This window comes from Roseimarinus sediminis (assembly GCF_050433125.1).
GTDB classification, from domain to species: domain Bacteria; phylum Bacteroidota; class Bacteroidia; order Bacteroidales; family Prolixibacteraceae; genus Roseimarinus; species Roseimarinus sediminis.
In genome coordinates, this window is record NZ_JBNPXV010000018.1 from 19,501 (window position 1) to 34,427 (window position 14,927).

Consider the following 14,927-nt stretch of genomic DNA (forward strand, 5'->3'; position numbering starts at 1 on the left):
TTTTAAAACCAGAAATTATAGGTGAATGAAGGTATGGGTATGCCTATGATTGAAAACTGATAAAGTGCATAGCGCTGATAGTTGTTCTTTGGAGAAGGATTTTGTTTTTCATAAAAAACAGAGAAAGGATTTTTTCGGCCATACACGTTGTAAACCGAAAATGTCCAACTGCTTCGCCAGAATTGTTTACGCTTTAAACTGCCTTCATAGGTGAGTGACATATCGAGCCGGTGATAGTCGGGTAAACGATACTGATTCCGGTCGGAATAAGTCACCACGTCGATGTTGCCGATTTGGTATTTTTCTTCGGGAAAGGTAGCCGGACGACCTGTACTGTAGGTAAAATTCGATGCAAATGTAAAGCGTCGCGATAACTGATAGTTGAGTACCAGGCTCAAATCGTGTGGCTTATCATAGTTTGAAGGGTACCATTCGCCCCGGTTGATTTGTTCTTCAGCAAAGGAGCTTTGCATCCTGATGAGCGATCGCGACCAGGTATAGCTGAGCCAGCCACTGATTTTTCCCGTGGTTTTTTTTAACAGGAATTCAAGACCATAGGCACGTCCCTTCCCACTTAACAATACCTGTTCAATATCGGGATTAAGCAGAATAAGGGCTCCATCTTTGAAATCGTTGAGCTGATCGATGTTCTTATAGTAAATTTCGACGGAGCTTTCGATCTTGTTGTTGTTGAAATTCCTGAAGTAGCCTAATGAATACTGGTTGGCAGTGAGCGGTTTAAGATAAGTGTCAGCCGTTTTCCAGTAGTCGGCAGGTGTGATGCTGGCACTGTTACTCAGTTGACGAAGATATTGCCGGGTACGGGTAAAAGCGGCCTTCAATGAACTGGCGTTCTGAAAAGCATAACGCAAGGATATGCGGGGGTCTAAGCCATGATAGAATGCTGAAATTTCACCTTTTGAATGCGTTTCTGTGTGGGTAAGTGTTGTTGAATTACGGGGCCAGCCGCTACGATAGTAATTAATTTTATCGGGTCCCATCAGCATAAAAACACTGTATCGGGCTCCTGCAACGAGGCTCAGTGAAGGATTCAGCTCATATTCGTCTTCGGCATAAGCCGAGAGTTCGAACGATGATTCGTGGCTTATTTCAACAGCCCTGGCAAGTGATGATTCGCCATGAGGGATCGAAGTTCCAGGCTCCGAAAGATAATGAGTGGCACTTAGGCCGGCATTGAGATGGTGCCTTGCAAAGCTTGAAATGGCATGATGATAGGCCAGTTGTTGCTGCGAGATGCCGGTATTTAGCTGGTAGCTTTCAAGCAGATTGCTTTGGTCGATTAGTTGCGAATGATAACGGCTATACGTTGCAGACAGCATGCCTGACTGATTTTGGGTGTACAGATGATTCCAGCGGGCTGAAGCCAACAAATTGCCATATTCGTAACGTGCATGTTGATAATAATCGAAGTAATCGTTGCTGTGGTACAGCATGGCACCAACGCGGTTGTTTTGATCGTGGTTATAGTCGATTTTGGCATGTACATCGTAAAACGAAGCAGCGCTTTGCCGGAGTTCGTATTCTGGTAGCCGGCGCAATATCCAGTCGGAATAAGTGCTTCTTCCTCCTGCCAGATAACTTGCTTTTTTACCAAGAGGCCCCTGGGTCGAAAGGCGGCTGCTGATCAGTCCGATGCCGCCATTGGTTTTTTGCTGATCCCTGGCTCCTTCTTCAAGGTTGATTTGCATCACCGACGAAAGTCTGCTGCCATAGCGTGCAGGCAATGAGGATTTATATAGGTTGACATTTTTTATCAGTCCGGCATCAAGCATCGAAAAGAGCCCGAATAAATGGGCAGGATTAAACAGTGGCGTTTCGTTAAGCAGAATCAGATTTTGATCACTGGTACCTCCCCGTACATTAAAGCCGGCAGCATTTTCACCTACACTTTGTACGCCAGGAAGCATCAGCATGCCTTTCATAACATCGGGCTCTCCCATTAATACCGATAGCTTTTTGATGGTTTTTCCAGCCAGACTGGCTATTCCCATCGAAGGCGAACGATAGTTGTTGTCGGGTTTATCAACTCCGATGTTGATCTCGTCAAGGGCTATTGATTTTTCGTACAACTCAATATCTAGTTTTCCGTCGTTGTAAATAATGATTTTCCGTTGTTCATCGTGTAAGCCAATAAAAGAATAGTTTAGCTGATGAGGACCGGCAGGCAGTCTGATGACATAACGACCCTGGTTATTGGTACTGACGGCCAGCGACAAGGCTTTTACCATTACCTGGGCTCCCGGAATGGGAAGTCCGCTTGCTCCGTCGATGACCTGCCCGCTAAGAATAGCATGACTGTAACGTCCCTTGTTTAGCCGATTGCCAATAGGTTGATAACTTTCGCGGGATAGCAGGGTATCGGGCGAATCCAAATCGGCCGGCACGATGACCAGGTTGTTTTGAAAAAGCTTTAGCATTAAACGATGGTCCTCAAGAACAACCTGCAACATGTTGATTAATGGTACTTCTTCAGTGATTTCGGGTAAGTACACTTTTTCTAACCAGGTTGATTTTCCAATTAAACGGATTTGATGTTCACGATATAAGTTTTCAGAAAAAGTTTGGAGATTGATATGGCTGGATGTGCCATCAACCATTATTTTTTCAGGCTCCTGTCCAAAGCTGGCAGGAATCAAAAAAATGAAATACAAAAAAAACAGGAATCGCTGCACTTTTAGTTTGGTTTAAGGTGCATAAAACTACATAAAATCCAGCGCTAAGCAAGCTGTGAGAAGAAATATTTTTCCTGATTTTTAGCAGGAAAGTGACCCGTTAAGGTCAATAAAAAAACCCGGAATAACCGGGTTTCACGTAATAAGGTATTTGGGTGTAGGTGTTGTTTCTTATTTTGTATGCAGCTTCACATCAAGTGTAAAGATGTCATAAATGGCCTTGTCTCCCAGGTTGTCGAAAAACTTGTTCGAGCCGTAGCGTACATTGTACAGGGTACGGTCAACCTCGATTTTGGCAGTATAAATGTTGCCGTTTTTATGTGCTTCGAACTCAATCGGGTGGGTAATTCCCTTAATGGTCAGGTCGCCTTTAACACTCGCTTTTCCATTGGTGAATTTTGTGCTGCTCTTAATCTTAAGCGTTGCTTCAGGGTGAGTGGCTACCGAAAAGAAATCGTCTGACTTCAGGTGACCCAGCAGGTTTTCACGGGTTTCACCCGAAAGGTCTTCATTGGTCATACTATTCATGTCGATTACAAAGTTGCCTTCAGTAATTGCATCGTTCTTCAGGGTGAGTGATCCGCTTTTCAGATCGATGGCACCGTAGTGCTCACCGGTAACTTTTTTACCATTCCATTTCAAACTCGATGCTGAGGTATCTACCTTCAGTGTTTGTGCATTTACCATGAATGTTACTAAAAGTAAAAGTGTCGATAAACTTACTATTCTACGCATAATTTTTATTTTTTACGGGTTAAACTTCAATATTGATTATACTACTGTTTTCTAATGCTAAAAGTTCAAATTGTGTTGTATTTTGTATGCCAATGCCGTCACGACGACTCAACTCATTATTTGCTACCTTAATTTTCCCTTCGATGAGGAAAAGGTAGCTGCCATGCGATTTTTCGTTGAGTTGATAGCTGGCTTTGTTTCCTTCGCCCAGCTTTATTCTCGAAATTTTGGCGTGCTGGTTGATGCGTAAGGGACCCTTGTCGCTGTCGACCAATACCTGCCACTGGTTGTTGGCTTCTTCGGGTTTGAAAAACATCTGCTTGTACACCGGCTCAATGTTTTTCTTTTCAGGCAGAATCCAAATCTGAAGAAAATTGGCAGGATGTTCCTGCGAAGCATTGTATTCGGAATGAAAAATGCCTGTTCCGGCACTCATCACCTGTACTTCGTTTTCGGCAATTACCTGCTTGTGTCCCATACTGTCCTCGTGCATTAGCTGTCCTTCGATGGGAATTGAGATAATCTCCATGTTGTCGTGCGGATGTTTCCCAAATCCTGTTCCGGGTGCAATGATATCGTCGTTCAAAACACGAAGATGACCAAAATGGATTCTTTCAGGATTGTAATAATTGGCAAAACTAAAAGTATGATGTGTATCCAGCCAGCCGTGATTGGCATGTCCTCTGCTATCTGATGGATGTATTGTTGTGTTCATAAGCTGATTTTTAAATTGATGATACAAAGGTAAGGGCCAACCGGGGGCCGGTCAATGTAAAAATCAGGGGTGATGATGTATAAAACGGACAAAAAGGTCTTAAATAACAAATGGCTTTAAGCAGATATTAATTTTCGTTCCAGTTGGGTTCTGAATTCAGAGAAGGATTGGTTGGTTTCCTTTTTAAAAAACTTACTGAAATGCGAAGGATCGTCGTAGCCCAGCTGGTAGGCAATTTCCTTTGTTGAAAGGCTGGTATGCAGGCCCAGTCGTTTTGCTTCAAGCACGATGCGCTGGTTGATCAGTTCCTTGGCCGTTTTACCAATGTTCGACTTAACGACGTTGTTCAGGTAGTCGGGACTAATGTTCATGGCTTCGGCAAATTCACTCACTTTGTGCCATTGCACATAGTGCTGGTTCAGCAATTCCCTGAAATTTTTGATGATGGGGCGTCCCGATTGCAGGCTTTGAGGATTGTTGTTATTCTGAGGAGGCACAGCAACGCGGTTGCATTCAATCAGGAAGAGTTTCAGATGCGCTGCAATGATGTCGTATTTAAAAGGCGATTCGTCATGGAATGCTTTATTGATTTCCAAAGAAATGGAACTAAGTTTTGCAAACAGCTCCTCATCGATGTACAAGGGTGGGGTTGTAGTACCGCACGAAAACATGCCAAGGTTGGCGATAAATTCAGAACTAATGTAGTTACGCGAAAGGAACTCATCGCTGAACATAAGTATGTCTCCTTCGGGATGTTCGTTGTTTACAAGCACCTGATGAACCTGTCCGGGAGCTACAAAAAACACGACCCGCGGTTTCATCTTGTGTTCTTCATAATCGATGAAATGCGATCCACAGGCATTTTTGACCAGCAGGATGGTGTAGAAATCATGACGGTGAGGCGGGTTGGCTTTTCCCAACGACGCGAGATGGTTTTCTTCCATCGTGCGAAAGGCAAAAAATGTGTCTTCGTTTTTGTGCTGTAATACCTGTGTGGGAATGTGTTCCATATTGTTTCTCCTCTTTCAAAGAAACAAAAATAGCAGCTTTGGGTTCTGAAAAAAATTGAAGCATTTGATTTTTCTGCACGAAAGCACTTTCTACCCTTTTATTATCTGACGATATTGCCTATTTTGAGCCTTGCTAATACTAACAAAACAACGATTTCACCATGAAGAATGATCTTAAGTGGCTGTTCATACTGGCAATGCTTGTGCCGGTCGTTCAAACAATTAAAGCACAGGAGGTAACAGAAAAGTACCGCGATACTTCGCTCTCATTCGAAACCCGTGCATACGATTTAGTTGAAAGAATGACCCTTGAAGAAAAGATTTCCCAGATAGGCAATGCTTCGGAAGCCATACCCCGCCTGGATGTAAACGAATATGAATGGTGGAACGAATGTTTGCACGGGGTGGCCAGGGCAGGGGTGGCTACCGTATTTCCACAGGCCATCGGGATGGCCGCTACCTTCGACACTCAAATGATGGCCGGTGTGGCCGAAGTGATCAGTGATGAGGCCCGGGCCAAGCATCACGAAGCCTTGCGAAACAACGATTTCGGACGCTATAAGGGGCTGACCTTTTGGTCGCCCAATATCAATATATTCAGGGATCCCCGCTGGGGCCGCGGTCACGAAACCTATGGCGAAGATCCTTACCTGAGCGGGCGCATGGGGGTCGAATTTGTAAAAGGCCTGCAGGGCGACGACCCCAAATACCTGAAACTGGTGGCAACCGCCAAACATTTTGCGGTACACAATGGTCCTGAACCCGATCGGCATTCGTTCAATGCGGTGCCCAATGCCCGCGATTTGTGGGAAACCTATTTGCCGGCTTTCTACGATCTGGTGGTTGAGGCCAAAGCTTATTCGGTAATGGGAGCTTACAACCGTGTTGACGGCGAATCGGCTTCGGCCAGCTGGTTGTTGCTCGAAGATATTCTTCGTAAACAATGGGGTTTCGAAGGTTATGTGGTTAGCGACTGTGGTGCCATTCGCGATATTTATGCCTACCATAAAATAGTGAATACGCCTCAGGAAGCAGCAGCCATTGGTGTCAGGCGGGGCTGCGATCTGAACTGTGGACGTGTGTATCAGCAGTGGTTGCTCGAGGCAGTGAACGAAGGCCTGATCGACGAGGGAGAAATCGACCTGGCAGTGTACCGACTAATGCTGGCACGCATGAAGCTCGGCATGTTCGATCCCGAAGAGATGGTGCCTTTTGCTCAGATAGCTTATGAAGTGAACAATTCAAAAGCTCACGATGAGCTGGCGTTGGCAATGGCGCAAAAGTCGATGACCCTGCTGAAGAACAATGGCATCCTGCCGCTTGAGCGTGAGCAACTGAAAAAAGTGGCTGTTTTTGGACCCAATGCCAACAGCATTGTTGCGCTGCGTGCCAATTATCATGGCGATGCTTCGAACCCGGTTACCGTGCTCGAAGGCATCCGTAAAGCTTTGCCCGGGAATGTGGAACTGGTTTATGAAGAGGTCTGCCCGCTGGTTGCTTACGATGGAGGCATGGAAAAATATGAAACAGTACCTGCATCGAATTTGTCGGCTCAAAATGCTGAGGGCGAACAGGAGCAGGGGCTCACCGGCGCTTATTATCGCGGCACAGCCATGCAGGGGGAGCCGGTGCTGGTGCGTACCGACCAACAAATCAGAATGATGTGGCAGGAGGATTCACCAACGGCGACCGAAGTGGCGCAGGGTATTTTAACACCTGAAGAGGCGCTCGGCAAGGATAATTTCTCGATTCGCTGGACCGGTGAGTTGCTGGCTCCGGGAAATGGTGAATACGAAATTGGTTTGATCTCAGACGACGGCTGTCGCCTTTTCCTCGACGGAAAAACCATTGTTGATGAGTGGACCGAACATGCCATGGCACCCAGCATGGGAAAATTTACTTTTGAAAAGGGGAAAAAATACCCGATTACCATCGAATATTTCGAAAGCGGGCAGGATGCCGGTGCCATGTTGGTGTGGAAGAAAATCGAAGACGAAAAGGAAAAGAAGTCCGAAGAATTCATCGTTGATCAAAAAGTATTGGACGAAGCCAAAGCAGCCGATGTGATCATCTTTGTGGGCGGCCTCGATGCCGAATGGGAAGGAGAGGAAATGCGCGATCGTGTTGGGATTGACGGTTTCAACGGTGGCGATCGTACCAAAATTGAATTGCCCGCAGTACAGCTGAAAACACTCAGGGCCCTGGAACAAACAGGAAGGCCTGTGGTGATGGTGCTGATGGCCGGCAGTGCCATTGCATTCGACGGGGCCGAACAGGAACTGGATGCCTTGCTGATGAGCTGGTATCCCGGACAACGGGGGGGTGATGCCGTGGCCGAAGTGCTCTTTGGCGACTACAATCCGGCTGGCCGTTTGCCTGTTACTTTTTATCAATCGACCAATGAACTGGCCGATTTCAGAGATTACAACATGCAGGCCGGCAAAGGCTTCACGTATCGTTATTATCAGGGCAAGGCACTTTATCCCTTTGGTCATGGACTGAGTTACACCACCTTTGAATACACTGGAATGAAAGTGGATAAGAAAATGGTTTGTGACAGCGATGAGCTCATTGTAACAGTAAAGGTGAAGAATACCGGGGAATATGATGGAGAAGAAGTGGTACAACTGTATGTGGCCGACCGTGAATCGGATAAGGGCATGCCACGGAAGCAGTTGCGCCGCTTCGAAAGGGTGGCACTGGCCAGCGGAGCAAGCAGGGAAATCAGCTTTACGCTGAAGGTGGCCGACGATTTGCGCTATTACGATGCTTTTTACCGCCGCTACCTGGTGGAACCCGGAGAATTTGAAATTCAAATAGGTGCTTCGAGTGAAGACATTCGTTTAAAAGAAGTAATCAGGGTAGAATAGGGCGGCACAAGGATCAGAAATAAAGGATCAGAAATTAAGATAAGAAAGTCAGAAAAAAGTCAGAAAGTCATTGAGTCATTGAGGAAGAGGAAAGAGGAAAATGGGTAATTGATAATGGGTTCGCTTATTCAACAGGATAAACTTAGGGCTTAGGACTTCTGAACTTCCCCCGGAGGCTGCATTGCGATTGGGACGGGCACAAGGGTTTCCTGGCGCTGTTACCCTTAGTGCTGTTTGACGGGGAGTGTAAAGTAAAAAGTGCTTCCGTTGCCCAGGTTGCTAATGATGCCCATCGTGCCTCCGTGTTTTGAAACGAACTCCTTTGCCAGAATAAGACCCAGCCCGCTGCCGGTTTCATTGTTGGTGCCGGGAGTCGAACGGCTGGTTTCGATGTTCAGTAGCTTCTGTCTTACATTTTCACTGATTCCTATTCCGTCGTCGTTGACTTCTATATTGACAAGCTCATGACTGTTGAGTTTTGCACTGATGCTAACGTGACCATCTTTGTGGGTGAACTTAATGGCATTGCTTACCAGATTGCGTAAAATGGTGTTCAGCATGTGCCGGTCGGCATCTACAACAAGGCGTTCGTTATCGATGTGGTAATTCAATTCTATTTGCTTGGCTTTGGCATTTTCACTCAGCAATTTGATTGTTTCATCCAGTACTTCAGCAAGAACGATGCGTTCGGGGTTGAAGCTGATTCGCCCCTGTTGTGACCGCGACCATTGTAATAAATTTTCAAGTAACTGATTCAGCTTGTTTGCCGATTGATGAATGTGCTCGATGTGTTTGAGTAATTGCTCGTCGGACCATTCCTTGAAGTTTTGAATCACAATGTCACTTAAACCTAAAATGGCGTGAAAGGGCGAACGGATGTCGTGGGCAATGATGGAAAAAAACTTGTCCTTGGTTGCATTGAGTTGCTGCAATTCCTGATTCTTCATTTGGAGCTCACTGGTTTTCTCTGCAATCATTGTTTCCAGCTTTTTTTGTCGTTGTCTGAATCTGTGGATACGGTACCAGATAATCGAACCGACAAGCGATGTAAGAAGGAATGCCAGTAAAAGTTTAAACCACAAGGTGTCCCACCAGGGAGGGAGAATGTCGATGTGAAGGGAGTGACCTTCTTCTTTCCATTGCACCCCATCTTTTGAAGCAAGCACTGTGAAGGTGTATGATCCGGGATCGAGATTGGTATAACTGGCTTCGTGTCGGTTGCCTATATATACCCAGTCCTTGTCGAAACCTTCCATTTTATAGGCGTAAGCTGTTTTTTTGGGCGAAACAAAGTCGAGTGAACGGAATTCGAAAGTGAAATAGTTCTCTTTGTGGCTGAGCGTTAGAGAATTGGATTCGTTGATTGCTTTCTCAAGGATGATTCTGTTGTTTATCTTTTGCCCGATATTTACCGTTTGATTGAATATTCGAAAACCGGTAATATAAACAGGGGGAAGTTGCTCGTGCTTGTTTTCATCAAAATCTTTAGGATAGAATGAATTGAAGCCGTTGGGACCGCCAAAGAACATCGCTCCATCACGGGTTTTTATGGCCCAGCTTTTTAATGATTTGTTCTGTAAGCCATCTTTGAGATCAAAATTCACTGTTTCACCAGTTTCAGGGTCGAACCGGCATAAGCCATTATCGCTTGCCAGCCAAAGATTATTTTGATGATCACCAAGGATGGCACTAATCGAATTTCCTGGAAGACCATGACTGGTATTGTAGTTGGTGAATTGCTTTGTTTTCGGATCGTAGCGGTCGAGCCCGGTATAAATGGTTCCAAACCAGATGATGCCGTTGCTGTCCTCGTATGCACAGTAAATCTCGTTGTTGCTCAGGCTATTGTTGCTGTTGTTGTGGTAAAGGTTTTCAAATTCGAGCCGAGCAGGCGGTGAAGAAAAATCGCTTGCGTTGAGGTCAAGTATGCTAACGCCTCCGTAGGTGGTAATGTATAGCTTTTGCTGACTGCTTTCGTAGATTTGTATAATGGCATTGTTGCACAAGGAGGCGGGATCATCCTCGCTATGGGTGTAATGGTGAAAACGCCCCGTTTGTCTGTCGTAGAGGTGAAGCCCGCTGTTAAGTGTTCCTACCCATAAATTTCTTTTGCTGTCTTCAAAAACGTACCATATGTTTCTGTTCGAAATGGAGTAGGGATCATGGTTGTCGGGTAAAAAGGCAGTAAATTTTCCGTTTTTCAGCCTCGACAGTCCACCGTTGAAGGTCGCAATCCAAAGTGTACCTTCATGATCTTCGCACAGTGAAATAATCGAATTACTGCTGATTGATGATGCATCGTTCTTGTCATGCTCAAATACGGTGAAGGTATTTTTATTGCGGTCAAAATAATTCAGGCCTCCGCCATCGGTTCCTATCCAAATATTACCATCGCTGCTTTCTTCAAAACACAGGGTGTTGTTGTGACTGAGTGACACCGAAGATTCAGGATCATTGTAATAACGTTGGAATTTGCTTTTTCCGGGACTAAACTTATCAAGCCCTGTAATGGTGCCTACCCATATATTCTTGTCCCGGTCTTCGTATACCGTATTGATTTTGTTCGTGTTGAGTGAGTAGGGATTGTATTTTCCGTACCTGACGTACTGAAAGCTCTCGCTTGTTTTGTCTAATATGCTGATCCCCATGGCATTTCGGTCACCAATCCAGATCTTGCCTTCATGGTCTTCACAGAGGGCAAAGGGGACTTCTCCGGCGATACCCCTGCCATCGTTGGTGTCCTTGTACAATTGGGCCTGGTTTACAGAGGGATTCCATTTTAGCAGCCCCACCTGCTCGATGGCAATGTGAAAGTCACCGTCGCGGTCGATGAGCAGGTTTTTCCGATTGTTGCTAAATAAAGCTTCATCGGGGTGTTCAGTCGACTGAGCTTTAAAGCTGCCACTTTTTGGATCATAGTAAAACATGTATTTGCTGAAACTTGCCAACCAGATTTGCTTGTTCTGGTCCTCAGCAATTGCGTATATATTGTTCTTGTAAATTGGTTCTACATCGGGTTCACTAAGTTGATACAGCCTGACATTTCCCTGTCGGGCTGTTAAATCAAAATCGTTTAAGTTGAGTTGCATAATGCCCAAATTGGCCACCGCCATCCATAGTTGATGCTTGCTGTCGATGTGTCCGCTTGTCAGATAGAGTTCATCATACTGAATGCTGTCGAACTTAATTTTTATACGAATAAAGTTGTCATGGTCCCTGTTGTAGCGACACAAACCCCTGTTGTTTAAAATCCAGATATTGCCATCTTTGTCTTCAATTAGCTGATTGATGGTACTCGATGTGAGTGATAAACTGTCGTTGGGATTGTGGTAGTAATTTCGAAAGCTTATTCCATCAAAGCGGCTTAGCCCGTTGATGGTTCCAATCCACATGAAGCCTCTGCTGTCGTGCAAAAAGGTTTGTATATAACCATTGGGCAACCCGTCATCGGGTGTATAATGATCAAATTCGATGTTGCGATTTGCTGCTAAAACAATGTTAACAGCAAAAAGCAAAAAAAACAGGTTTAAAATCCTCTCCCTGAACATTGAATCCGAAATTAAAAAAAATTAAGTAAGAACTGAGGGATAAAGGTAAGTTATTGCTTCAAATTTCTAATCCTCATTGAATATTTTTAACCAGTGTTCTCCGATAGGTGATTTTTTGAGCTTTCCGATCATAAATTTCAAAAACGGGTACATCCATGCGATAGCCGTTTTCTTTGCAATATTTATCAAGCTGCGGGTATACTTTCCGGGCACCTATCAGTATCGACATTCTTCCTTTTAGCGGAAATTCACTAAGCAGATAGTGTGTTTTTTCTATCTTGGTAATCGAGAATGTTTCATCGATGGCCGAAAGTTTTAAACTGTCGGCGGGTTCAACAATGCAACCGGCATCAAAGCCGATGGTCTGTTTGTCACGATAATCAGGTGTACTATAAAATTTACTAAATCCTTTATTAACAACGATGTTATTCACTTCGTAAACTTCGTTGAAAACAATTTTCATGAGTGAGTCCGTCAGGTGATACTGGCCCTTAGATGTTTGATAAACAATAATTTCACCGCCATCTATTCCGGTATTTATCTTTGGAGAATAAAAGGCATTGTAAAAACCCAGATAAGTTAAAACGCTAAGTAACAGAAAGAGAAAAATAATCAGCGTGCTTTTCATGTTTGAATGAATTGATTCCAAAACATTATAAACAATTCAAGCCTTGAATTGATCAATTTTAATTGTCATATGGCAGAGAAAATTCAAAGACAGATCCCTGACCGGGGGCTGAGCTGAGTAGTTCGACCTTTCCTCCCATGAAGCTGGCTATTGATTGACTGAGACTTAGTCCCAAGCCTGCTCCGCCGGAAAAGTGATCGACCCGGTAAAAACGTTCAAATATCTTTTGGTGCTCTTCTTCCTTAATACCAATTCCTGAATCGCTGATGCGGAAATGCACCAGCCCGGCATTTTTGATACATTGAAGCCGAACACTACCTTCTGAAGTAAAGCGAATGGCATTGTCCAGTAAATTGCCAATAATTTGTTGAAACCTTTCCTTGTCGTTGTGAAGTTCAATGGGGAGTTTCCCGATTTCAAGCTGAATGTTTTTGTCACCATCGATAATCAGGTTCTTTTCAAGCTGAGTAAGCGCCTCTTTCACATTAAAGCTGGTTTTGTTGATGCTGAAATTATTGGTTTCAATTTTGGAGAAGTCAACAATGTCGTTTACAATTTTTAGCATGGTGTTGCTGTTCGATCGAATGACCTTATTGAATTCGGCATGTTCATCCGGATCGTTGGTTTGGGCCATCATGTCGGAAAAGCCAATAATGATGTTGAGCGGTGTTCTGATTTCGTGGCTGATATTTTGTAAGAAAGACGATTTCATCCGGTCAGATTGCAAGGCTTTGTCGCGTGCTTCAATCAACTCGTCGTTCATCTTTTTCATGTCGTTCTGCTGATGGTAGATATGCAGAAAAGTATTGTTGAGAAGGCTGTACAGGTTATTCCAGAACATGGTAATCACAATGGCGATCAGCAGCACCGTTATGATCATATTCATCCACATTGGGATAGATTCCATGTAGAATGGATTTTCGGGACGGAAGAATAGAATTTCGGTATGAAACAGTACTGCTGTCAGTACGAGAATCAGCAGACTGGAGGCAGTAATAATCCATCCGATGCGGTGCTTAAAGTAAAGGTAGGCGATGGCCGAAGCCGGAATAAAATAGGCATATCCAAAACCGTACAAGCCAAATGAAAGCAAGGAGCTAAGTCCCATTCCGTAAAGGGCAATCAGAAAAATACTCCCCTTTAGCAGCGTGCTTAAGCGATTGCGCCGAAAATACAGAAAGACCATTACCAGGGCCAAAAAAATCTGTACTCCGTAAATAAATTTGAAACCGGTTTGGGGTACTCTTAACAAGGAAACTGTGATGCCAAAGGCCATAAAAAAAAGCAGAACTATCAGGATGCGGTTCAGCGCCATATCCTTGGTCTGATCCATTTTTTGTTTTAGAAAGTCGGATTTCATAGCTTGGTTAAAGGGTTTATTTAATGCAAATAAATATACTGTAAAACAGTTAAAGTAAAATGAATTGTGGATTAAAAAAAAACCGCAAACTGTGAAAGCTACAATTTGCGGTACAATGCGATTGTTATTTAAACTATTTCTTTTTAATGTAATTGTACAGCCAATCGCCTACTTCGGATGTTTTATATGCTTTTCCTTCGGCAATGTCTTCAGTTACAATTCCTTCGGCCAATGAGGCATTAACGGTCTCACGAATCAGTGCTCCTTCTTCTTTCAGATCGAAAGCATATTCGAACATCATGGCAGCCGAAAGTACGGTTGCAATCGGGTTGGCAATGTCTTTGCCGGCAGCCTGCGGATAGGAACCATGGATGGGTTCGAACACGCTGGTGTGTACACCAATTGATGCTGAAGGCAACAGTCCGAGCGAGCCGGTAATTACCGAAGCTTCATCGGTAAGAATGTCGCCGAACATGTTTTCGGTAACCATCACATCGAAGCTTTTGGGCCATTGAATGATTCTCATGGCTGCATTGTCGACAAACATGAATTCGGTTTCGACCGCGGGGTACAGCGGTGCCATTTCCTGACCAATCTGACGCCATAGTCGTGATGTTTCCAATACGTTGGCCTTGTCAACGATGGTCAGTTTTTTATTGCGTTTCATGGCATACTCGAAACCCAGTTTCAGAATGCGTTCAATCTCGGGCCGTGTGTAAACACAATTGTCGAAGGCGGTATTCCCGTCATCCGAGCGTCCTTTTTCGCCGAAGTAGATGCCACCGGTTAGCTCGCGGATACACATAAAATCAGCTCCTTCAACCAGATCTTTTCGGAGCGGTGATTTGTGCAGCAGTGACTCAAAAGTTTCAACGGGACGAAGGTTGGCATACAAACCAAGCTGTTTGCGCATACGCAATAAACCCTGCTCAGGGCGTACTTTCGCCGTGGGATCGTTGTCGAATTTTGGATGACCAATGGCTCCAAAAAGCACGGCGTCGCTTTCCATGCAAAGCTGATGGGTTGCCTCGGGGTAGGGGTCGCCCAGCTCGTCGATGGCTATTGCTCCGGTGAGCGCTGTTTTATATTGAAGTTCATGAACGAATTTCTCACATACTGCTTTGGTCACTTTCAATGCCTGTTCAATTATTTCGGGACCAATCCCGTCACCTGGCAATACGGCTATTTTTAGTGTTTTGCCCATTTTTATTGTCTGTTTTGATTGATAATCTGTATTGAATAATTAACAACAACTTTTAATTTGTAATTAAAACGAGTGCAATTTTAATAAATATCAAGTGAAATAGAAAAAGAAAGCCTGTTTCCCTTTCATTTATTAACACAGAAAAAATTATTTCTGAATAATGT

Annotated in this window: 9 protein-coding genes; 1 reads left to right on the forward strand and 8 read right to left on the reverse strand. The window is 44.4% G+C overall.

What is annotated here, in order from left to right:
- Positions 1-2: 2 nt before the first annotated feature.
- The 4 genes from FHS86_RS17455 to FHS86_RS17470 form a co-directional block, all read right to left on the reverse strand.
- On the reverse strand, positions 3-2,693 hold the full coding sequence (locus FHS86_RS17455) for a TonB-dependent receptor (RefSeq protein WP_429416791.1): 2,691 nt from the start codon (positions 2,691-2,693) through the stop codon (positions 3-5).
- Between the two features lie 171 nt (positions 2,694-2,864).
- Entirely contained in the window at positions 2,865-3,428 is a 564-nt protein-coding gene (locus tag FHS86_RS17460) for a YceI family protein (RefSeq protein WP_429416794.1), read from the reverse strand.
- Between the two features lie 19 nt (positions 3,429-3,447).
- Complete coding sequence (locus FHS86_RS17465) at positions 3,448-4,143, reverse strand: pirin family protein (protein ID WP_429416797.1); 696 nt, start codon at positions 4,141-4,143, stop codon at positions 3,448-3,450.
- A gap of 116 nt (positions 4,144-4,259) precedes the next feature.
- Entirely contained in the window at positions 4,260-5,153 is an 894-nt protein-coding gene (locus tag FHS86_RS17470) for a helix-turn-helix domain-containing protein (protein WP_429416800.1), read from the reverse strand.
- 161 nt (positions 5,154-5,314) lie between these two features.
- On the opposite strand from FHS86_RS17470, the gene FHS86_RS17475 reads away from it, so the two are divergent.
- A complete protein-coding gene (locus tag FHS86_RS17475) occupies positions 5,315-8,023 on the forward strand; it encodes a glycoside hydrolase family 3 protein (RefSeq protein WP_429416803.1) in 2,709 nt (902 codons plus the stop codon).
- A 224-nt stretch (positions 8,024-8,247) separates the two neighbouring features.
- On the opposite strand, the gene FHS86_RS17480 is transcribed toward FHS86_RS17475, so the two are convergent.
- The 4 genes from FHS86_RS17480 to leuB form a co-directional block, all read right to left on the reverse strand.
- Positions 8,248-11,538: a ligand-binding sensor domain-containing protein gene (locus FHS86_RS17480; RefSeq protein WP_429416806.1), complete on the reverse strand. Its 3,291-nt coding sequence runs from the start codon at positions 11,536-11,538 to the stop codon at positions 8,248-8,250.
- Between the two features lie 106 nt (positions 11,539-11,644).
- A complete protein-coding gene (locus FHS86_RS17485; protein WP_429416809.1) occupies positions 11,645-12,199 on the reverse strand; it encodes a hypothetical protein in 555 nt (184 codons plus the stop codon).
- Between the two features lie 58 nt (positions 12,200-12,257).
- Positions 12,258-13,532, reverse strand: a complete 1,275-nt coding sequence (locus FHS86_RS17490; RefSeq protein WP_429416812.1) for a sensor histidine kinase — start codon at positions 13,530-13,532, stop codon at positions 12,258-12,260.
- A gap of 160 nt (positions 13,533-13,692) precedes the next feature.
- A complete protein-coding gene (gene leuB / locus FHS86_RS17495; RefSeq protein WP_429416814.1) occupies positions 13,693-14,763 on the reverse strand; it encodes a 3-isopropylmalate dehydrogenase in 1,071 nt (356 codons plus the stop codon).
- Positions 14,764-14,927 lie beyond the last annotated feature (164 nt).

Bases quoted from the DNA above. Each gene is read 5' to 3' on its own strand.
- FHS86_RS17460 (WP_429416794.1), bottom strand. From the start codon at position 3,428: ATGCGTAGAATAGTAAGTTTATCGACACTTTTACTTTTAGTAACATTC.
- FHS86_RS17465 (WP_429416797.1), bottom strand. From the start codon at position 4,143: ATGAACACAACAATACATCCATCAGATAGCAGAGGACATGCCAATCAC.
- FHS86_RS17470 (WP_429416800.1), bottom strand. From the start codon at position 5,153: ATGGAACACATTCCCACACAGGTATTACAGCACAAAAACGAAGACACA.
- FHS86_RS17475 (WP_429416803.1), top strand. From the start codon at position 5,315: ATGAAGAATGATCTTAAGTGGCTGTTCATACTGGCAATGCTTGTGCCG.
- FHS86_RS17485 (WP_429416809.1), bottom strand. From the start codon at position 12,199: ATGAAAAGCACGCTGATTATTTTTCTCTTTCTGTTACTTAGCGTTTTA.
- FHS86_RS17490 (WP_429416812.1), bottom strand. From the start codon at position 13,532: ATGGATCAGACCAAGGATATGGCGCTGAACCGCATCCTGATAGTTCTG.
- leuB (WP_429416814.1), bottom strand. From the start codon at position 14,763: ATGGGCAAAACACTAAAAATAGCCGTATTGCCAGGTGACGGGATTGGT.